We start from the raw sequence: 18,321 nt of genomic DNA, 5'->3' as shown, positions 1-18,321 counted from the left end.
GCGGTCGTTTCAACGATAGGACCAGGCATGATCATAGCGACACATAGCGGCAAGTTTCACGCGGACGACGCGTGGGCGGTCGCCGTACTGAAGGTATTATTCCCCGACGCGGACATTGTCCGGACGCGCGAACCGGCGGCCATCGAGGCGGCCGACTTTGCCGTCGACGTCGGCGGCATCTGGGACCCGGCCACCGGCCGCTTCGATCATCATCAAAAAGGCTTCAGCGGAGCACGCCAGAGCGGCGTGCCGTACGCCAGCGCCGGCCTGGTCTGGCGCGAGTATGGCGCGCGCTGCGTCGCGGCATTGGCCCTGGCGCACTACGGCCACCAGTTGTCGGACGATAAGGCGCGGGAAATGGCCTACGGCATCGATGCGGACGTGGTGCAGTACCTCGATTTGTCGGACGTGGGGGCGGCCAAGAGCGCGCCGGGCGGCTATGGCCTCTCGGCGGTGATCTCGGGCTACAACACCAACTGGCTCGACGAGCAAAGGCTGGGCTACGGCGAGGCCGCCGACGCCTACCGCCTGGACCAGTTCCGCCGCGCGATGGCGGTGCTGACCGACGTCATGCTCAATGCCGTCAAATACCGGCTGGGCGCCTTGCTCGCGCTGGAGCAAGTGCGGCAAGGCGAGGTGCTCGAAGGCGGCAGAGTCCTGTTCCTGAAAAACGGCGCGCTGCCGTGGAGCCAGGTGGTGCGCAAGGAAATGCCGAAGGTGCTGTTCGTCATCAGCCATAACGTCGCCGAGCAACGCCACATGTTGCACACGGTCTCGGTCAGCCCCGAAAGTTTCGACGCGCGGGCCGACTTGCCGGAAGCGTGGGCGGGGCTGCGCGATGCCGAGCTGGCGGCGGTCACCGGCGTGGCGGATGCGGGCTTCTGCCACAACGGCAGGTTTATCGCGTCGGCCAAGTCCTACCAGGGGATATGCGCGATGGCGGCGCTGGCGCTGGCGGCCGTCGACGAAGACGCGGGCTAAGCGGCACTGCGGATGGTCCTATGCGGACAGACGCACCGGTGCACCGAATGCCGCCATGATTTCGTTGGCCAGGCATGCGGCGGCCGGTGAGCTGTTCTGCCGGCCTTTGATCAAGACAATCTCGAGCGGCGTGATGGGTGAGAATCCTTCCGCTTTACCCAGGCGCTGCAAATGCGCTGGTACGCTGCACTCGGCCAGCGCGGCGACAGCCAGGCCAGCGTCGACCATGGCCAGTATGCCCAGCAAGCTGGGACTGCTGTAGGTGGCGTGGAACGGCCGCGCCATTCCTGCCAAAGCCGCCAACGTGTGTTCGCGCGCGACACAGCCCTTTTCGTAGAGTGCGATCGGGAGCGGTGTCTTCTTCCAGGCCGCGTGGCGTTGCGCCCCCACCCATACCATCGGTTCGCGCCGGACGAACTGGCCATCCAGGCCAGCGCCGCGGGTGACGAAGGCCAGATCGATCGTCCCCTTGCGCAGCATGGGTTCGAGCAAAATGCTTTGCAGGCAAACCAGTTCGATCTCGACTTTTGCGAACATTCTTGAAAATCGCTCCAGCAAGGGCGGCAACAGCGACGCTACGTAATCGTCCGGCGCCCCCAGCACGACGCGGCCGACCACTTCCTGTTTGCGCAACGCCGCCATCGTCTCTTGTTCCAGCTGCAGCAACTGGCGCGCATAGTGCAGCAAGGTGTCGCCGGCGCGGGTCAGGGCTATGCGCCGGGTATGCCGCTCGAACAAGGGCTGGCCGACCGTGGCTTCCAGTTTCATGATTTGCATGCTCACCGCCGCTTGCGAGCGATGCATGGTTTCGGCCGCGCCGATGAAGCTCAAGCCTTCGGCCGCCGCGACAAAGGTACGTAGTTGGCTGAGATTCAGTTCAGGAAACGTCATGATTCATATAATCGAATGAAATAGTTAATTTTAAGTAGTTTGTATAAATAAAACTAAACAACGATCATAGCGTAAATCATTGAACGGAGTACCTCATGGCGGAGATGCATCGGCGTACGAACCAAGCGGGGCATGCAGCGTGGTGCTATGTCGGCGCAATGCTGATGTTGGCCACGCTGGGCATCTTTGTGCATGAGCTTGCGCTCGATTCCATCACCACCGCATTTTTCCGTTGCGTCTTCGGCGCGCTGGCGCTGACCCTGTTTTGCTGGCGGGAGGGACTGTTCAGGCGTGCCCATTTCGCACCGGGGAATGTCAGGCGGGCGCTGTTCAGCGGCGTGCTGATGGTGCTCAACTGGGTAGTGTTCTTTGAGTCGATCGGGCGCGTCGGCATCGCCGTCGCCACTATCGTGTTCCACGTCCAGCCTTTCTTCGTGCTGGCCCTCTCCGCCTTGCTGTTCCGGGAAAGGATCGCGGCCCACCAGTTGGCATGGATAGCCGTGGGTTTCGTCGGCCTGATACTGGCGTGTGGCTGGACCGGCGGCGCGTCGCCGGCGTCGAGTGGCGCGGTGATCGGCATCGCCTGCGCATTGCTGGGAGCGTTGGCTTATGCCGGCGTGACACTGACCACCAAGTCGATGCGCGGCATGCCGCCGCCGCTGATCGCGCTGATACATTGCGCGGTCGGCATCGTCGCGCTGGCGGCGTTCGTCTCGATCCCGGCCTCCGGCATCCGTCCGGCGCAGTGGGGCTGGATGGCGGGACTGGGCGTGATACCGACGGCGCTCGCCTACGTGCTGATTTATGGCGCCTTGCCGAAAATGGCCACCGCATCGGTCGCGGTCTTGACGTTCATCTACCCGGCGGCGGCAGTCGGCGTTGACTTTCTATTCTACGGTCACCGGCCAGGGGTGTTCCAGGCCGCCGGCATGGGGATGATCGTGATGGCGGGCCTGGGTGTCGGCGCCGGCTGGCGCTGGCGGCGCTGGCCGCTCGCGCGCACGTGAAACCAGCTTTATTTTGAAAGGAGTTCGAATGCATCAGTTCGTAAACAGACGTGCCCGCCTCGTCGAGCACATGCGCAGCAATGGCGGTGGTGTCGCCGTGATTCCGACCGCGCGCGAAGGGGTGCGCAACGGCGACGTCGAGTATCCATTTCGCCACGACAGCTATTTTTACTATCTGTCCGGCTTTGAAGAGCTCGATGCGCTGATCGTGCTGACAGTCGATGCCAGTCCCGGCGCGCGCGCGCAAAGCATCTTGTTTTGCCGTGAAAAAGACCCTAAAACAGAGCTGTGGCATGGATTTCGGCATGGCCCGGAAGGCGCCTGCGCCGTCTTCGGCTTTGATGCCGCCTTTCCGATCGCGACACTGGAACAGCGGATGCCGGCATTGCTGGCCGGCGCGCCGGCTTTGTACTTTTGCCTGGGGCAAGACGCCGGATGGGATGCGCGGGTCGCCTCCTGGCTGAATGCGCTGCGTGGGCAAGCGCGGTCGGGCGTCAGGGCCCCCGCCGCGATCTACGACGTCCAGGTGCTGTTGAACGAGATGCGTGTGGTGAAGGATGGCAGCGAACTGGCCAGCATGCGCCGGGCCGCCGACATTTCCGCCGAGGCGCATGTGCGGGCGATGCGCCGCACTCAAGCCGGCATGACCGAATATCAGATCGAGGCGGAGTTGCTGCAGGCGTTTCGCCACCATGGCGCCGCCGGGCCGGCCTATCCGTCCATAGTCGCGGCCGGAGCGAATAGCTGCGTGCTGCATCACAATCCCGGCGCCACCGTGCTGCAGCCTGGCGACCTGGTGTTGATCGATGCGGGTTGCGAATATGAAAGCTATGCTGCGGACATCACCCGCACCTATCCGGCTGCGGGGAAGTTTTCCGGCACGCAGAAAATGCTGTACGAGATAGTGCTGGCGGCGCAGATGGCGGCGATCGCCGAAGTCAAGCCGGGCAGTCGATTCATCGATCCGCATGATGCGGCGGTGCGCTTGCTGGCGCAAGGGATGCTCGATACCGGACTGCTCGACAAGAACAAGTCGGGCTCGGTCAACGATGTGATCGAGAATGGCGACTACCGGCGCTTCTTCATGTGCAAGACCAGTCACTGGCTCGGGCTGGATGTGCACGATGTCGGCGACTATGGCGAAGCGGTTGAAGGGGGGAGCGGCGCGGCCGGGCGGCCATCGCGCATCCTGCAACCGGGCATGACCATGACGGTGGAGCCTGGCATCTATATACGGCCGGCGCCGGACGTGCCGGAGCAGTACTGGCATATCGGGATACGGATCGAGGATGACGTGCTGGTCACGGCCAACGGTCACGAAGTTCTCAGTCATGGCGCGCCGAAGACCATCGCGGAGATTGAGCGTTGCCTCGAACGTTGAGGACGGTGATTTCTTGTCTGGCAACGCCAACCGACAACGGTTGGCGTTGCGCCACGATTAGCGCGCGCGTCGTGTGCGCCAGCGCCGGCCGCACCAGCCTGCCAGGCCCAATAACAGCATCGCGCCCGCGGACGGTTCGGGCACCGGGCTGGTTAGCGTCAGGCCGACGTCGGCCAGCACCGCCTCGTCGAGCGCGCCGATGCCGTAGCGCTGTCCGTTGTAGAACACCCAACCGTTGAACAGGTCGTTCACCAGGTCGGCGCCCGGGCGCCCGCTGGCCGGCGCATTGCCGAAGTGAAAATTGTTCCCCGACGTGATAGGCACCGGCGCGCCATACACGCGCATCGCGTTCGGCCCGTTGAAGAACATATTGGCGCCGTCGTAGCTGACGTACTGGTCCCAGGTCGACATGCCAAAGCCGGTCGGCGTGCGCCCGGTGAGGCGGTCGCCCCAGCCGTTGAACGCCAGCGCGTGGCCGATCTCGTGGATGAAGACCGATTCCGCATCGGTGCGGTTGCCCGGCACGGCCGCCGTGCGCGCATACGGATTCGGATCGAACCACAGGGTGTTGGCCATGTAGTTCGGATTCAGATCCAGGATCACGTCCGGCGCGCTCCCGTTCGGGTCGATCCCGCTGCTGATCTTGTAGGCCATGCCCTGCGCCCACAGCGAAGCGCCGGCCACCTCGCCCACGTAGGCCGAGGTGGCGGAATGACCCGACGCGTACGCTAGATTGGTCGACATGCGCACCTCGATGTCGATGTCGGCGTTGCCGGCCAAGTGAGTGCCCCAGGCCGCCACAGCGGCGCCCAATTGGGCGTCGATCTGGGAGCGATAGCTTGCCGCCAGATTCAAGGGGTCGTTGAAGCTGACCGTGTAAGCCAGCTTGGCATGCGCCGCCATCGGCGCCGCGCTCATCAGAGCCAGCAGGGCTGCGCGTGAAATGTTCCGTTTCATATTGGGTTTTCCTCGGAAAGTACGGCCGTCGCTCAACCGTTGATGTTCATGCGCTGGGTATGCGTCCACTTGTGGTCCGATGCCGATACCGCCGAGTCGTAGGTGGTCCAGGTCCAGCCCTCGCCCGGCCACGGATTCATGATGTAGACCCAATACGGGCCGTTGCTCGCGTCGTAGCCGCTGCCGACCATGATGTGGCCGCCGCCGTTGGTCCAGCCGTAGCGCATCACGAACGGCCGGTTGGCGTTGATGTCCCACATCACCGAAGCCCACGACGACGCCCAGTTATAGGCCGTGTTGGAGACGCCCCAGGCGGACAGGATGCTCTGCACGCTGCCGCTGGTGCCGTACATGCTGTTGGGCTGGTTGGCGTTGCTGTTCCACCAGAAGTCGGTATTGCCACAGGCGTAGTTGATGCCGTAGGCCCAGTTGACGATCTGGCACTGGCTCGGTGCCTTGTTGTAGTAGTTCAATACAGCCTTGCTCGATCCTGCCCAGCACCACTGGCTGTGTTCCTGGGTGACCAAGGGCACGTACAAGGTGCGCCACTGGGCGAAGGCCAGCGGCATGGCCAGCAGCAAGCTTGCGCCCAGCAGGACGCGTTTCATGAATGATTGCATGATAAATTCCTTCACGGTCGGGATAGGGGAGGGCGCCGCTTAGCGGAACGCATTCAAATTGGCCTTGACGGCGCCGCGCAGCGGATCGAGGAAGGCGGCGGCGTCCATCAGGCCATCGTCCGGCTGGCCTGCCTTGGCGGCGCGCTGCTGCAACTGCAGGGACTGGCGCGCCGAATGCAGCGGCGCGAAGCGGGCCGTGCCGTTTGCCGCCACTTCGAGAAAGTCGGACTGCGCCTGGTAGATGCGGATAAACCGCAGATTGCTGCGATCGGCATTGCCGTGGAAGGCCATCAGCGCCTCGACATCCTGGGCCAGCGTGCTGGCGCCGAACGCCACGGCTTGCCAGTGGCCGTTGACCTGCTCGACCGTGACCAGGCCGATCGGGCGGTCGTGCAGGTTGAGGACGAAGCGCCAGACCGGGCTCGGCTTGGCCATCGCGCTCAGGTCGGAACGACCGGCGACCAGGTCTTTGGGATCGACGGTGTAGATCTGGAAGCCATGGCCGACGCGCGCATCCTTCAGGTCCTGGACGTCGCTGACGTCGAGTGGAAAGCCGGCCGGCAGCGTGCCGGCATGGCGGGAGATGCTGGACGCGACGAATTGGGCGAAGTCGCGCCGCGCCGCCGTGAGCGCCTCGCTGCGCTGCGCTGCCATGGTCGGCGCGCCCGGCGCTGCGTGGATCGACTGCGCCAGCAGCGGCGCACTGGCGAGCGCCATCGTAGTACCAAGCAAGAGTGCGCGCAAGGTTGCGCGCGATGATGCGGTTCGAACTGGAACATGGATACTCATGACTGCCTTCTCCTCGTTACTGGTTGACATGTAACCTTGTGATAAATTTCACCCGTCCTTGCATCCTGATCGATCCGCAGTAGATTTTCTGTACCGATTTATGAGGTAAACTCATCTAAAATCGCATAAGTATGTGTAATTTTCAGTATCGTGATGCCGTGCTTGACTATGTCCGACGGATATTTGACCGATTGCGCCATACATTTTTCGCATGACGGCCCGAACCGAAATCGAACCACCCCGATTGTGTGTTCATTGACTCCATACCGATTGGTCGGTATGCTATTTTCAAATAACGACGGAATCGATCCCCATGTCCCAGCAACAACCTCACGATTCGAAAATCAAGCTACTTGACGCGGCACTTCAGCTGATACGCACCAAGGGCTATGCCGGCACGACGGTAGACGATATCTGCCGCCATGCGGGCATCACGAAAGGGAGTTTTTTTCACCACTTCAAGAGCAAGGATGACCTGGCGCTCGCGGCTGTGGCCTATTGGGGGGAGAAAACCGAAGGGATGTTTGCCGCAGCGGCCTATCACCAGGCCGCGGATCCACTCGGTCGCATACTCGGCTATCTCGATTTCAGGCAGTCGCTATTGCAGGGCGAAATACATCGCTACACATGTTTGCTGGGCACCTTGGTGCAAGAGACGTATGCCAGCCACCCTGCCATTCGCGCCGCCTGCGACATCGGCCTGGCCAGGCATGTGGCGGAACTCACGCGCGACCTTGCGCTGGCCAAGGCACGCTATGCGCCGCAAGCGACTTGGAGCGTCGAGAGTCTTGGGTATTTCATGCATTCGGTACTGCAAGGTGCTTTTATTTTTTCGAAGGCACACCAAAGTCCGGATGTTGCACGCGAAAGCATCGAACACTTGCGGCGTTATCTCAAGGCCCTGTTTGTTTAACGAACTTACTAAACGACGAGGATGATATGCAATATCTATTGATTATTAGCCACGATGAGTTGTTCGCGCCTAGCAATGCATTGATTACGGCGATCCGTGCATGGATCGAGGAAATGAAGGCGAAGGGTGTCCGCATCGACGGCAGGCCTTTGCGTCCGCCTGGCGATGCGACAACCGTGCGCGTGCGCGATGGCAAGGTCGCGCTGAGCAAGGGACCGTTCACGCAATCCAGCGACCAAATGTGCGCCTTTGACGTCCTCCCCGCCCTAAAGGACGGGGATTCCTACATCTAGCGTCGCACGTCCGCGACGGAGAATGTTTAACGCAGCATTGAGATCGCGATCATGTACGCAACCACAATCACTACATTGCCACTCTTTCGCATGTTCAGTGAACATGCTTCCAAGGCCTGCGATACCCTTCGGCCTCGAACCGGGCAAGGCGCCGCAATTCGAACAGGTTTGGGAGGTAAATCTTTCATTCGCTTCTACGAACCATGCGCCATGCTTAACGGCCTTGTACGCCAGTTTGTTTCGGAAGGACGACCAGCCGGCATCGAGAACGGACTTCGCCATGCTGGTCTTGGCAAGTCCGGCGGCGCTCACATTGCCCACCGCGATGTAGTCGAACTCACGCACCAGACGGCTCGACAATTTATGGTGAAAATCGTTTCTGCAATGGGCTATCTTGGCGTGGATCGCTCTCACTCGGCGCTTCTTGCACGCACGCTGGGCGACAGCAAGCGCTTGTTCCATACCACGGTAAATCCGCTGCGCTTCGATTTTCTCGCCAGTGGACAGCGTCGCGAAGTCTTTCAGTCCAAGGTCTATCCCCACCCCTCGCACCGGCGCGCGCGCGTGAGCGGCGGCCGCATCAACTTCAATCACGATGTTGAGAAACCAGTTACCCCGGCTGTCGCGGGAAAAATTCGTACCGTCCTTGATCTTGCCTTCCGGGAGCGGGCGACTGTGAAACACGCGAAACGTATTGCCGGCGAACCGGAACGCATCACCTTCGCGTTTCAGTTCGCGCCCCTTGAGCGGAACCCATCCCAGGTTTTTTTTGCCTCGGTAGCGCAAAAAAGGGCGCTTTTTCTGCGCTCTCGACTTGGCGTATTGCTCGCAAACCGCATTGATCGTGCCCGAGTGCAGGCCCAGTTCCTTGCTGCTGCCTTGCGTAAGCTTGTTCAGGTCGAAACCTGTGTGCCAACGACGACCAAACCGCAGAGCATCTTTCTGCCTGTCGTTGCAAAAATTCCAGACGAAATTGCACGCCCGGCTTTGCTTGTTCAGCAAGCCGATCAGCGACTTCACGCGGTAACGATAGACCAAAATCATACTGTGATTATATACAGTTATATCAACCGAAGGGCAACGACTGCTACGCCGTCGGCTCCTTTCACTCCCCGCCATGAAGGACGGGGTTTCTCGGAGCAAATCTGATGAAAAAATTGATACTTCAAATGCAGATGTCCGTCGATGGTTTGGTTGCTGCGTCCAATGAAGAGCGACAATGGCAGTTGTGGGACTGGGGCGATCATTGGCCGTGGGATGATGAGCTCAAGAATGATTTTAACCAGGCGTTTGCAAGCGTCGACACGATTTTGCTCAGCCGAAAAATGTTTGAGCAAGGGTTTCTCGCCCACTGGGCCAACGCAGCGGAAAAGTTTTCCAGCGATCGATATTACGCATTCGCGCGCAAGGTACTCGAGATGAATAAGGTCGTCGTCACGGACAAACTGCGCGAACCACTGGGCGAACGCGTCGCGCTTGCCGCTGGCGGCCTGGTTCTGGAGGTCAATGCCCTGAAGCGTCAGTCCGGAAAAGACATGATCGCTTTTGGCGGCGCGCGGTTTGCCGCAGCCCTGGCGTCCGCCGGCCTGGTCGACGAATTTCAATTCTTTATTAATCCAACGGTGATCGGTGCCGGCATGTCGGTATTTGCCAACATGTCCGATGGCCTGGAGCTCAAGCTGCTTGACTCCAAGCGCTATGCCTGCGGGATTGTCGTGAATCGATACGCGCCGACTTGATAATATCCGCAACCCGGCGCACTGAGGCGATGACCGGCGCGCTATCCATCCTGCGGCCGCAGGATGTTCTATCCCCGACCTTAATGATGCAGTTCGGTGGCGGCCGCTTGCTGCCCCGTTGGTCCGGGCTGGAACGCTCGTTCGCTTGCCGCCGTGTCGTAGAACGCCTCAAACCGAGCCACTTTGCCGTCCCGTAAAGTGAACACATGAACCCAGGAGCCGCCGTACGCGCGGCCGGTTGGCTTGGCTAGCCAACTGGCCTCGCCGGTCACGACCACCTTGTCGCCTTCGGCGATGAACTGTCCCGGCTCAAACCGGATGGTCTGCACAGAGGCGTCGAGCTTGGCGAAGAACTGCGCAATGCCCGACTTGCCATGGAAGTTGCCGGAAAAAGGTGTCAGCTCCGATTCCGGACTGCTCCACTCGGCGTCGTCGTGATAGCGCTCCAGCAGGCTCTGGATGTTGCCGTTCTGGTAGTCCCGGTAGCCCTCCATCACCACTTGCTTGTTTTCCTGCGTGTGCAAGATGGCTCCCGATAAAGCGGGGCGGATGTTCTGGTTGGTGCGGAACAGGTTGTCGGGATCGTATTGCCGTTTTATCTGCGCCAGGCGCTGATAGTTTTTGCCGTAGGCGTCGGCGCTGCGCTCGCTCTCGTCCTGGGTCAGGAAATTGACGTAGACGCCGCCGGTCGCGTAGGGCGCGGCGGCGCTGAAAAAGTCGCGCGCCCAGGCGATGCAGCGGGCGTCGTCGGCCGCGTCTTCCCAGCGCGTGTGCACGTTCATCACGTACAGCGCGTCGCGGTGCGGATAGGCCGTGTCGTGCGGCGCGGGCCGGCCCGCCTGTCCGCCCAGCAGCCCGAGGAAGATCTCGCATTGCGGCGTCGGCAGCCCGCTGGCGTAGCGGATGACGGTATCGATGGCCTGGTCGCTGAGCTGCGTGAAATTGTGCGATTTCCAGTAGTTGCGCGCGCCTGGCGTCAGCAGCGGATCGAACGCCTGCTGCCACGCCAGGTAGGGCGTGGCGCCGACATGCATGCCCAGCGGCTCGCCGAACTGGGTGATGCGATCGATCGCAGGCTGCACGGCAGCGGGTGGCAAGCGCGAGAAGATGGGCAGCACCAACACGTCCTGTCCATGCACCTCCGGCGGCAGGAAGGGCAGCGGCGGCGCCTTGCGCAGGACGGCCCAGACCGTGAGCTCGTCCGGCATCTCGTCGACGAAGGCGCGGTATTGCGCCAGCACGGCTTTGGCCTGGGCCAGGGAGAAAACGATCAACCCGGCCGTGACGTCGGGGCCGACCGGATGCAGTTGAAATTCAAAGCGGGTGACCACGCCGAAGTTGCCGCCGCCGCCCCGTATGGCCCAGAACAGGTCGGGGTGTTCGGTGGCGCTGACGTGCAGGTGCTGGCCGTCGGCCGTGATCAGGTCGGCCGCCAGCAGGTTGTCCGCCGCCAGGCCCAGCGTCCGGCTGAGCCAACCGAAACCACCGCCGAGCGCCAGCCCCGCGACACCGGTGGTCGAGTTGATGCCCAGCGGCGTGGCCAGCGCGTACGCCTGCGCTTCGTGATCGAAGTCGTGCAGCGTGGCGCCGCCTTCGACGTAGGCGCGGCGCTGCTCCGGATCGATCTGGATCGACTTCATGGCCGACAGATCGATCACCAGTCCATCGTCGCACAGCGCGCTGCCGGCGATGTTGTGGCCGCCGCCGCGCACGGCAAGGCTAAGGCCATGGTCGCGCGCGTAGGCCAGCGCGGTGCGGACGTCGGCCGTGCCCGCGCAGCGCACGATCAGGGCCGGGTGCCGGTCTATCATCCCGTTCCAGATCGCGCGCGCGGCGTCATAGCCGGCATCGCCGGCCTGCAATAGTTGTCCTCTTAGCGAGGTGCGAAGTGCATTGAGTTGATCATTCGTTGAAGTAGTCATGGCGCATCTCCAGGTGGCGGCTTGCGATGATGTTTTGGACGCGCAAGCCGGTGCTGACACGATTGGGCGGCGCGCACTTCATCATAGGAAACCGATGCGCGTTCACGCAAGCACAGGTGCTGGAATGATTGCGCGGGCGCTACCAGCGCATGGTCGGAATAAAATCCGCAAACGCCCGCAGCGGCGCCGGCAGATAGCGCCGGCCCGGATAGTACAGCGAGGGACCGCCAAAGGCTGGCCACCAGCGCTCCAGCACCGGCACCAGTTCACCGCGTTCCATGTAGGGCTTCAGCCAGTCTTCAAACAGGTACACTAGGCCGCTGCCGGCCACCGCCGCATCCACCTTCAAGTCGGCGCCGGCGCCCAGGTTGACGATCAACGGACCGGCCGGTTTGATGACGACCTTCTTGCCCTTGTGTTCGAATTCCCAGTCTGGCATGGCGCCGCTGGAAAAGCGCCCGCGCAGGCAGATATGCTTCAGCAGGTCTTCCGGCCGCTTGGGCATGCCGTGCTGTCGCAGATAGTCGGGCGACGCCGCCAGCGCAAAACGTTGCCGGCGCGGTCCAATCGGAATCGCCACCATATCCAGCTCCATGTGTTCTTCGTAGCGGACGCCGGCATCGCAGCCGGAGCGCAGCAGATCGACAAAGCTGTCATCGACGATGATCTCCAGGCAGATGTCCGGATACGCGGCGATAAACGGCGGGATGATGCGCGGCAGGATCAGTTTCGACACGCTGAGCGGCACGTTGAGCCGCAGTCGGCCGGCCGGCCGGTCGCGAAAACCGTTCACCACATCCAGCGCTGATTCGACCGCGTCAAGCGCCGGCATCAGCTGCTCCAGCAAGCGCTGGCCGGCGTCGGTGGTGGCCACGCTGCGGGTGGTGCGGTTCAGCAGGCGCACACCGAGGCCGGCCTCCAGCCGTCGCACCGCTTCGCTCAGTTGTGACGCGCTAGTGCCCGTCATGCGCGCGGCGCCGCGAAAGCCGCCGTGTTTGGCGACCGCGACGAAGGCGCCTATGTCCTGTAGATCAGCCATCCATCATTGTCCTGTATTTGGCACAAGTTGTGCCATTGCGAAGTATTGTCGCACAAATTTTTAGCACCTAGACTGTGTTCATCAACCCATCCTTCAGGAGAATATTTTGAGCACCTTCCAACTTGGCGATCTGGCTGTCAACCGCATGGGCTATGGCGCCATGCAGCTCTGCGGCCCGCACGTCTTTGGCCCGCCGAAGAATCGCGAGGAAGCGTTGGCGGTGCTGCGGGAGCTTGCTGCGCTGGGCATCAATCACGTCGACACCAGCGATTTCTACGGTCCGCATGTCACCAACCAGCTGATCCGCGAAGCGCTGCATCCGTACGCGGACGAGCTGGTGATCGTCACCAAGATCGGCGCCTCGCGCGGCGCCGACGCTTCGTGGCTGCCGGCCCAGTCGCCGAAGGAGCTGGAAGCGGCGGTGCATGACAATCTGCGCAACCTTGGTCTGGAACGGCTGGATGTGGTGAACATGCGCCTCATGTTCGACGTCATGGGGCCGGCGGAGGGCGACATTGAAGCCCACATCACGGCGCTGGCGGAACTGCAGCAACGCGGCCTGATACGCCACATCGGTTTGAGCAATGCGACCCTGCGTCAAGTGAGGCAGGCGCGCGGCGTCGCCCGCATTGTCTGTGTGCAGAATCAATACAACCTGGTCCACCGCCACGACGACGCGTTGATCGACGAGCTGGCGAAAGACGGCATCGCCTACGTGCCGTTCTTCCCGCTGGGTGGCTTCTCGCCGCTGCAATCAGCTGTCCTGTCCGACGTCGCCGCGCAACTGGGTGCTACGCCCATGCAGACAGCGCTGGCCTGGCTGCTGCAACGTTCGCGGAATATCCTGTTGATCCCCGGCACCTCGTCGCTCGCCCACCTGCGTCAAAATGCCGCCGCTGCCGATCTGGTGCTGCCGCCGGAAGCTGTCCGGAAGCTGAATGGCATCATCACGTCGGCATAGCGGTGTATCCACAAAGCGAAAACGCCAACCGGTGACGGTTGGCGTTTTGTTTGACACTGTTCTTGGTCTTGTTTAGCAGGGCGTGATTTGATTTTACGTAATTCTTGAGGGGAACATCGGAGGCATAATTTTCTGACGGCAACGTCGCCGTTCCAAGTAGCGTTCGAAACCATTGGAGGGAATGTGATGGAATATAACGAGCAGGACGGGCAACGCCTGGCTGCCGAGTTTATGGCGAAGTTAGCCCCCCGGCCCATCAAGGCGACCTATGACCTCGCTACGCTAGGTGCGAAGACGCGGCAAGGCGGGGAAATCGTTACGGCCAGCACGGATATGGAGATGGACGGCCACCGAATCGCTTGCGTGGGCGATGTGGTACGTTACCCTGATGGGACCGAAAGCAGGATCGTGTCGGGTGCCGGCTCCGCGCTGGCCTGCAACGACCAGCCTGTGGCGATTGTGGGCAGCGCCACTGACAATGGCGACATCATTACCAGCAGCTTGCAAAACGCCGCTCAGATCCGGGAGTATGCTGACGACGGTGGAATACCTGGCCTGCTGCAACCAGGCTATGTCGCGCTGTCCGGGAGAGAGGCGTGAACATTATCGGCTGGATTCGCGAAGGCGATATGGCCGCTTGTGGCGGTAAAGTAGCGGAAGGTCTCGACACTTGCACTAGTCGCGGCGTGCCGTATACCTTCCAAGGTGCTCGAATGGCCTGCCGCAACAATTGCTTGATTGCCGAAGGGTTTTCCCGCGCAACGCTTGCCAACGGCCGCAGCCGGGTAATTCATGGAATGAAGAGCAGCAGCGGGTGCCCCATTTATTCCACTCTTAACGAAATTGATGGAGTAGGTAATGAGAGCGGTGAGGCAATTCCTCTCGGCTTCATACAGTGTCATGGCGGTCAATGGGTGGGCAATACAGCGGGCGTCAGTTCGTCATTCCGACAGAAGTATGACGAGCAATTTTTATTGCTCGATGGAGACGGCCGTCCGTTGGCTAGTACCTATTACACCGCAAAGCTGGCATCCGGCGAGTTCTTACACGGCGAAACAGACGAGGAAGGCAAGACACAGCGTTTCTACACGCCTAGCGTGCATCACATCGAAATTTACCTGGGACATTTAGACGATTAGGGACTCTTTATGCCTGATGCACTGGATAGCAATTCCACGCCTGTCGTTGCGGGAACGACTAACACGGTCATCGATTCCGTCAAGACTGGATCTACTGCCCGGCTTGGAAAGCCTTGGAAAGTTTCAGAGAATTTGCTGCAATTTCTTGGAACTTGGGAGAATGGTGTAATGAATGGCAAAAATTTTGCGCATCAGATCGTCACGAATGGATTTATTCTGAAGGTTTATAAAGACAGCCGAAGTTTGCCAACGGTCGGGTGCGGCCACCTCGTTGTGGCAGCGGACAAGCTCAAGGTTGGCGGAAAAATCTCAGAAGAACGAGCCAAGGAACTGCTGAAGAGTGATCTTGCCACGGCAGAGGGCGCAGTCAATAAGAACATTAAAGTTCCAATGCGTCAGTATGAATATGACGCACTTGTTTCCTTGACTTTCAATTGCGGCGTGAATGGAGCATCGAAACTGTTCGATGCTGTCAACAAGGGAAAATATGAGCTGATTCCGGCGACTATAGAGAAATTTAGAACCGGCGGAGGTAATGAGGCGCGCCGGGAGTCAGAGGCGGAGTTATTTAAAGCAGGGAGCTATGATGCTAGCCATTAAAATTTCAGCCTGCATCATTATCATGAGTATCTCCGGTTTCTGTTATGCGTCGACGGACCCAGAGTGCCTGAAGCATTTAGGCGGCGCGTTCGGTGATGTTGAGTGTTTCAATGGCTTATCCAATGACCTCAAACAGGAAAACAGGAAACTTGCGGCGAATGTTGCCTCCACGATTCCGAAGGGAAACGGAAACAGAGTCCTTCTGAAGAAATATTTGCAAAATCAAGTTAGTGCCCAAAATTTCTGCGAACTTGGTCGGGCGTCAATGACGAACTGGACCCGCGAAGCAATGACCGTCAATCCTCGCTATCACGACTATGACGTAGCCTACTATGAATGCGTGTACATTCTTTTGGAGCAAGAAAACAAGTTTTTGAAGAGTTTGTTCAGAAACGCCAACCAAAAATGACTATGCCCGGTGAATCTGGCGTACTGCTGAGTAGCCGGTGTATCGGAAATAGACTGGGGCCAAGAACTGGAAGCCCAGAGATGACAACGCCCACTTTCATGAGTGGGCGTTGCGTGAGGTATGTTCTTGGCGGCACGGGGGTGGAAACAAACCACCGACACAAGGATTTTTAATCCGCTGTACCGACTCGCCGAAGATAAATTTATCTGAAGTTTGGAGCTGCGAAAGCTTTTTTCCGTTCGAGTGGACGGCGCGGTTCCAACCAGGCCCAGTTGGCCAGATCGGCATTTTTCATTGTCGATGGAATAAAACAGAGTACCCTATCATGACAAACTTATTACGGAGGCTTGCCATGTCTGCTTATCGTGGTGCGTTGTTGCTGGGGGCGGCTAGTTTGCTCGTCTCGATGGGGGCATTCGCTGCGTGGCAAATGGAAACGAAAGGAGTCACCACCGCAGCGCTGGCGGCGCTACCGTTAGCGCCTCACTTTGCCGCCTTGGATGGCAAGCAGTTGCGCATGCGCCTGGTAACAGTGGCACCGGGCGGTACCATCGCCGTGCACAGCCATAAAGACCGGCCTACGCTGGAGTACATTATGCAAGGCACCATCATTGAGCATCGAGATGGCGTTGCTATTGAACACCGGGCCGGCGAAGTGGTCGTCGGAAGCGTTGATGTCAGCCATGGCTGGGAAAACAAGGGTAGCGAACAGGCCGTGCTCTTGCCAGTTGACATAGTCAGTCCGTGAGGCCGGTCCGTCCAGCCTGTTACTTGCTGATCCACGGAAAATCAAGCCGCCGGGGCTGGATGAATGCGCGGTTGAGGCACTGAACATGGGCACGCTAACGCCGTGCGGGAAATTGACCGCACAGGAGAACGACGCTTCTCAGAAACGACAACGCCCACTTGCATGAGTGGGCGTTGCGTGAGATATGTTCTTGGTGGCCCGGGGCGGAATCGAACCACCGGCACAAGGATTTTCAAGACTTGTGTCGGCGCGCCAACCTTCACGCTGCCAATGTTTGGCTGTTGTCGCCGCCTGCGTTACGCGGCTCGATGTCATCGATAATTTTTTTCATTGCCAGTCTGGCGGCCATTTTCAAATCATATGCCTGTTGCAGGTTAAGCCATGACTGCGGATCGCCACCGAAGTAGCGCGCGAGCCGCAGCGCGGTATCCGCAGTGACGCCACGTTTTTCGTTGACAATGTTATTGATGCGCGATGGCGTCACATGAAGCGCCTTCGACAGCGCATATGGCGTCATCCCTAGCGGGGCAAGAAACTCCTCCCGCAAGATTTCGCCGGGATGGATGGGCCGCATTTCATTCTTCATCATTTCACAGCCTTGATCAGTTAGTGATAGTCAATGATTTCCACGTCTTGCGGCCCATTTTCTGTCCAGACGAAGCAGATTCTGAATTGCGCATTCACTCGAATGCTGTGCTCTCCTTGGCGCTTGCCGCTGAGTGCCTCCAGATGATTGCCGGGCGGAGAGCGCAAGAAGTCCAAGGAGGCTGCGCTGTCCAGTAGCTGAAGTTTCCGTTCCGCACTGGCTCGGAAGTTTGCGAACCGGGGCACTGCCTTTCCTTCGAACAGCTTTTTGGTCTGTTCGCACTTGAAGGAGAGGATGGCCATATTGTATGCCGTTTATCGGAACGCGATAAGCAAGCGTAGCGCCTTTTAAGTATGCTGCGGATGAGCTGCGTCAGTGCCGTAAACCGCAGGCGGCAGGGGCGGCCGTGACGCGATCTAGCGTACTCTGAGCATTTGGCGTACCGGAATTAGAGAAGAGTCAAGGGCTGCGAATCCTGGAAACGACAACACCCACTGGCATGAATGGCCGTTGCGTGAACGATGTTCTTGTTGGCACGGGGGCCTGTCTATTTGATTCGCCGGTCCGCCAGGGGGCGTGCTGCGGACGTGAGCGAGAGCTGCTGTTCGGTGCGCGCCACGATGGCTGCCAGTGTGCCGTCTTTGTGCATCTTGCCCAACTCCAGATTAAACTGGGCAATGATCTGCTGGGCGTTCGGAGTCTGCGGATTGATGGCCAGATAGAGCGGCAGCGTCATCATCGGCGCTGGCGCGAATTCGATCTTGCCGAGTTCGCCATGGACGCCAATATTCGATTGGATATGATATTGCGCGATTAGCTTGTCCTCCAACACGCCGTCGACGCGCCCCATGGTGAGCTTGAGCAGATTGTGTATCGTGCGGCCGACCGGTTCGACCCGAAAGCCCTTCTGTGCCATGAATTCATCGCTGTATTCATAGTCACGGCCGATACCGATGCGCGCTCCGCTCAGTTGTCTGTACTCGGTGGCGTCCGGCAGTTGGCCAGGCATGTGCAAGATGAATAACCGGTTGGAGAGATAGCTGTCGCTGAAGAGCAGCTTGCGACGCCGCTCACCGGTGGTCCAGATGGCCACCACGCCGTCGGCTTGGTGCTGGTAGACCGTGGTCAGGACCCGCGACCATGGCATGATGGTGATATCAACCTGGTAGCCGGCACGCCGCAACGCGGTGGTCACGACCTCTGAGGCCAGTCCTTGTTGAGGTAAATCCTGGCCGGTGTAGGGTTCCCAGTAGTTCGCCACCAAGTGCACTGTGGGCGGGGCGGGGTGGGCCGACATTGCCAACAACAGCAATGCCAGTGGCAGCTTCGAGTGTAACTCCATGTGG

Annotated in this window: 21 protein-coding genes and 2 pseudogenes; 12 read left to right on the top strand and 11 right to left on the bottom strand. The window is 60.0% G+C overall.

Going from position 1 to position 18,321, the window contains the following annotated elements; translation table 11 throughout:
- Positions 1-27 precede the first annotated feature (27 nt).
- Positions 28-981: an MYG1 family protein gene (locus AC07OK_RS21375; protein ID WP_494692173.1), complete on the top strand. Its 954-nt coding sequence runs from the start codon at positions 28-30 to the stop codon at positions 979-981.
- 18 nt (positions 982-999) lie between these two features.
- Here AC07OK_RS21375 and AC07OK_RS21370 read toward each other — a convergent pair whose 3' ends face one another.
- Complete coding sequence (locus AC07OK_RS21370; RefSeq protein WP_494692172.1) at positions 1,000-1,872, bottom strand: LysR family transcriptional regulator; 873 nt, start codon at positions 1,870-1,872, stop codon at positions 1,000-1,002.
- Positions 1,873-1,967: 95 nt separating this feature from the next.
- Between AC07OK_RS21370 and AC07OK_RS21365 the strand changes: the two genes are divergently transcribed.
- Together AC07OK_RS21365 and AC07OK_RS21360 are read left to right on the top strand one after the other, a co-directional pair.
- The gene (locus AC07OK_RS21365; protein WP_494692171.1) at positions 1,968-2,879 is read left to right on the top strand and encodes a DMT family transporter; all 912 of its coding nucleotides are present in this window, start codon (positions 1,968-1,970) and stop codon (positions 2,877-2,879) included.
- Positions 2,880-2,907: 28 nt separating this feature from the next.
- A complete protein-coding gene (locus AC07OK_RS21360; RefSeq protein WP_494692170.1) occupies positions 2,908-4,260 on the top strand; it encodes an aminopeptidase P N-terminal domain-containing protein in 1,353 nt (450 codons plus the stop codon).
- A 57-nt stretch (positions 4,261-4,317) separates the two neighbouring features.
- Here AC07OK_RS21360 and AC07OK_RS21355 read toward each other — a convergent pair whose 3' ends face one another.
- Genes AC07OK_RS21355 through AC07OK_RS21345 form a run of 3 tightly spaced genes read right to left on the bottom strand, consistent with a single transcriptional unit; the run spans position 4,318 to position 6,554 of the window.
- Positions 4,318-5,217 (bottom strand): PEP-CTERM sorting domain-containing protein, encoded by a 900-nt coding sequence (locus tag AC07OK_RS21355; RefSeq protein ID WP_494692169.1) that lies wholly within the window; start codon positions 5,215-5,217, stop codon positions 4,318-4,320.
- A gap of 32 nt (positions 5,218-5,249) precedes the next feature.
- Entirely contained in the window at positions 5,250-5,837 is a 588-nt protein-coding gene (locus AC07OK_RS21350; RefSeq protein WP_494692168.1) for a C39 family peptidase, read from the bottom strand.
- A 39-nt stretch (positions 5,838-5,876) separates the two neighbouring features.
- Positions 5,877-6,554 carry a hypothetical protein gene (locus AC07OK_RS21345; protein ID WP_494692167.1) on the bottom strand — a complete coding sequence of 226 codons (678 nt, stop codon included), beginning with the start codon at positions 6,552-6,554 and terminating at the stop codon, positions 5,877-5,879.
- Positions 6,555-6,939: 385 nt separating this feature from the next.
- Here AC07OK_RS21345 and AC07OK_RS21340 point away from each other — a divergent pair, with 385 nt between their 5' ends.
- Both AC07OK_RS21340 and AC07OK_RS21335 read left to right on the top strand, forming a co-directional pair.
- Positions 6,940-7,539 carry a TetR/AcrR family transcriptional regulator gene (locus tag AC07OK_RS21340; RefSeq protein WP_494692166.1) on the top strand — a complete coding sequence of 200 codons (600 nt, stop codon included), beginning with the start codon at positions 6,940-6,942 and terminating at the stop codon, positions 7,537-7,539.
- Positions 7,540-7,565: 26 nt separating this feature from the next.
- On the top strand, positions 7,566-7,832 hold the full coding sequence (locus tag AC07OK_RS21335) for a YciI family protein (RefSeq protein ID WP_494692165.1): 267 nt from the start codon (positions 7,566-7,568) through the stop codon (positions 7,830-7,832).
- On the opposite strand, the gene AC07OK_RS21330 is transcribed toward AC07OK_RS21335, so the two are convergent.
- Positions 7,806-8,876 (bottom strand): RNA-guided endonuclease InsQ/TnpB family protein, encoded by a 1,071-nt coding sequence (locus tag AC07OK_RS21330; protein WP_494692164.1) that lies wholly within the window; start codon positions 8,874-8,876, stop codon positions 7,806-7,808. The genes AC07OK_RS21335 and AC07OK_RS21330 overlap by 27 nt on opposite strands.
- Positions 8,877-8,980: 104 nt before the next feature.
- Here AC07OK_RS21330 and AC07OK_RS21325 point away from each other — a divergent pair, with 104 nt between their 5' ends.
- Positions 8,981-9,571, top strand: coding sequence for a dihydrofolate reductase family protein (locus AC07OK_RS21325; protein WP_494692163.1), 591 nt, complete (start codon positions 8,981-8,983; stop codon positions 9,569-9,571).
- A gap of 80 nt (positions 9,572-9,651) precedes the next feature.
- Here AC07OK_RS21325 and AC07OK_RS21320 read toward each other — a convergent pair.
- The 3 genes and pseudogenes from AC07OK_RS21320 to AC07OK_RS21310 all read right to left on the bottom strand — a co-directional run.
- A pseudogene (locus tag AC07OK_RS21320) lies at positions 9,652-10,044 on the bottom strand (nuclear transport factor 2 family protein); the annotation flags it as partial.
- 66 nt (positions 10,045-10,110) lie between these two features.
- A pseudogene (locus tag AC07OK_RS21315) lies at positions 10,111-11,493 on the bottom strand (FAD-binding oxidoreductase); the annotation flags it as partial.
- Positions 11,494-11,632: 139 nt separating this feature from the next.
- Positions 11,633-12,532 carry a LysR substrate-binding domain-containing protein gene (locus tag AC07OK_RS21310; protein ID WP_494692162.1) on the bottom strand — a complete coding sequence of 300 codons (900 nt, stop codon included), beginning with the start codon at positions 12,530-12,532 and terminating at the stop codon, positions 11,633-11,635.
- Positions 12,533-12,638: 106 nt separating this feature from the next.
- Between AC07OK_RS21310 and AC07OK_RS21305 the strand changes: the two genes are divergently transcribed.
- From AC07OK_RS21305 to AC07OK_RS21280, 6 genes are all read left to right on the top strand, one after another.
- The gene (locus tag AC07OK_RS21305) at positions 12,639-13,493 is read left to right on the top strand and encodes an aldo/keto reductase family oxidoreductase (protein WP_494692161.1); all 855 of its coding nucleotides are present in this window, start codon (positions 12,639-12,641) and stop codon (positions 13,491-13,493) included.
- 186 nt (positions 13,494-13,679) lie between these two features.
- Positions 13,680-14,093, top strand: coding sequence for a PAAR domain-containing protein (locus AC07OK_RS21300; RefSeq protein WP_494692160.1), 414 nt, complete (start codon positions 13,680-13,682; stop codon positions 14,091-14,093).
- Positions 14,090-14,632, top strand: coding sequence for a PAAR domain-containing protein (locus AC07OK_RS21295; protein WP_494692159.1), 543 nt, complete (start codon positions 14,090-14,092; stop codon positions 14,630-14,632). Before AC07OK_RS21300 ends, AC07OK_RS21295 begins: the two co-directional genes overlap by 4 nt.
- Before the next feature lie 9 nt (positions 14,633-14,641).
- Positions 14,642-15,232: a lysozyme gene (locus tag AC07OK_RS21290; RefSeq protein ID WP_494692158.1), complete on the top strand. Its 591-nt coding sequence runs from the start codon at positions 14,642-14,644 to the stop codon at positions 15,230-15,232.
- Positions 15,216-15,641 carry a hypothetical protein gene (locus AC07OK_RS21285; RefSeq protein ID WP_494692157.1) on the top strand — a complete coding sequence of 142 codons (426 nt, stop codon included), beginning with the start codon at positions 15,216-15,218 and terminating at the stop codon, positions 15,639-15,641. The genes AC07OK_RS21290 and AC07OK_RS21285 overlap by 17 nt, the downstream gene beginning before the upstream one ends.
- A 352-nt stretch (positions 15,642-15,993) precedes the next feature.
- Positions 15,994-16,389, top strand: a complete 396-nt coding sequence (locus AC07OK_RS21280; RefSeq protein ID WP_494692156.1) for a cupin domain-containing protein — start codon at positions 15,994-15,996, stop codon at positions 16,387-16,389.
- A gap of 259 nt (positions 16,390-16,648) precedes the next feature.
- On the opposite strand, the gene AC07OK_RS21275 is transcribed toward AC07OK_RS21280, so the two are convergent.
- The 3 genes from AC07OK_RS21275 to AC07OK_RS21265 all read right to left on the bottom strand — a co-directional run bounded on the left by AC07OK_RS21275 (position 16,649) and on the right by AC07OK_RS21265 (position 18,317).
- Entirely contained in the window at positions 16,649-16,978 is a 330-nt protein-coding gene (locus AC07OK_RS21275; RefSeq protein WP_494692155.1) for a HigA family addiction module antitoxin, read from the bottom strand.
- A 17-nt stretch (positions 16,979-16,995) separates the two neighbouring features.
- On the bottom strand, positions 16,996-17,277 hold the full coding sequence (locus AC07OK_RS21270; RefSeq protein ID WP_494692154.1) for a type II toxin-antitoxin system RelE/ParE family toxin: 282 nt from the start codon (positions 17,275-17,277) through the stop codon (positions 16,996-16,998).
- A 245-nt stretch (positions 17,278-17,522) separates the two neighbouring features.
- Positions 17,523-18,317, bottom strand: coding sequence for a substrate-binding periplasmic protein (locus AC07OK_RS21265; protein ID WP_494692153.1), 795 nt, complete (start codon positions 18,315-18,317; stop codon positions 17,523-17,525).
- Between the last annotated feature and the right edge of the window lie 4 nt (positions 18,318-18,321).

Source organism: Duganella sp. GW821-FHT07G03, from assembly GCF_059418605.1.
The sequence above is the reverse complement of the archived record's forward strand: the minus strand, read 5'-3'. Positions and strand labels throughout refer to the sequence as shown.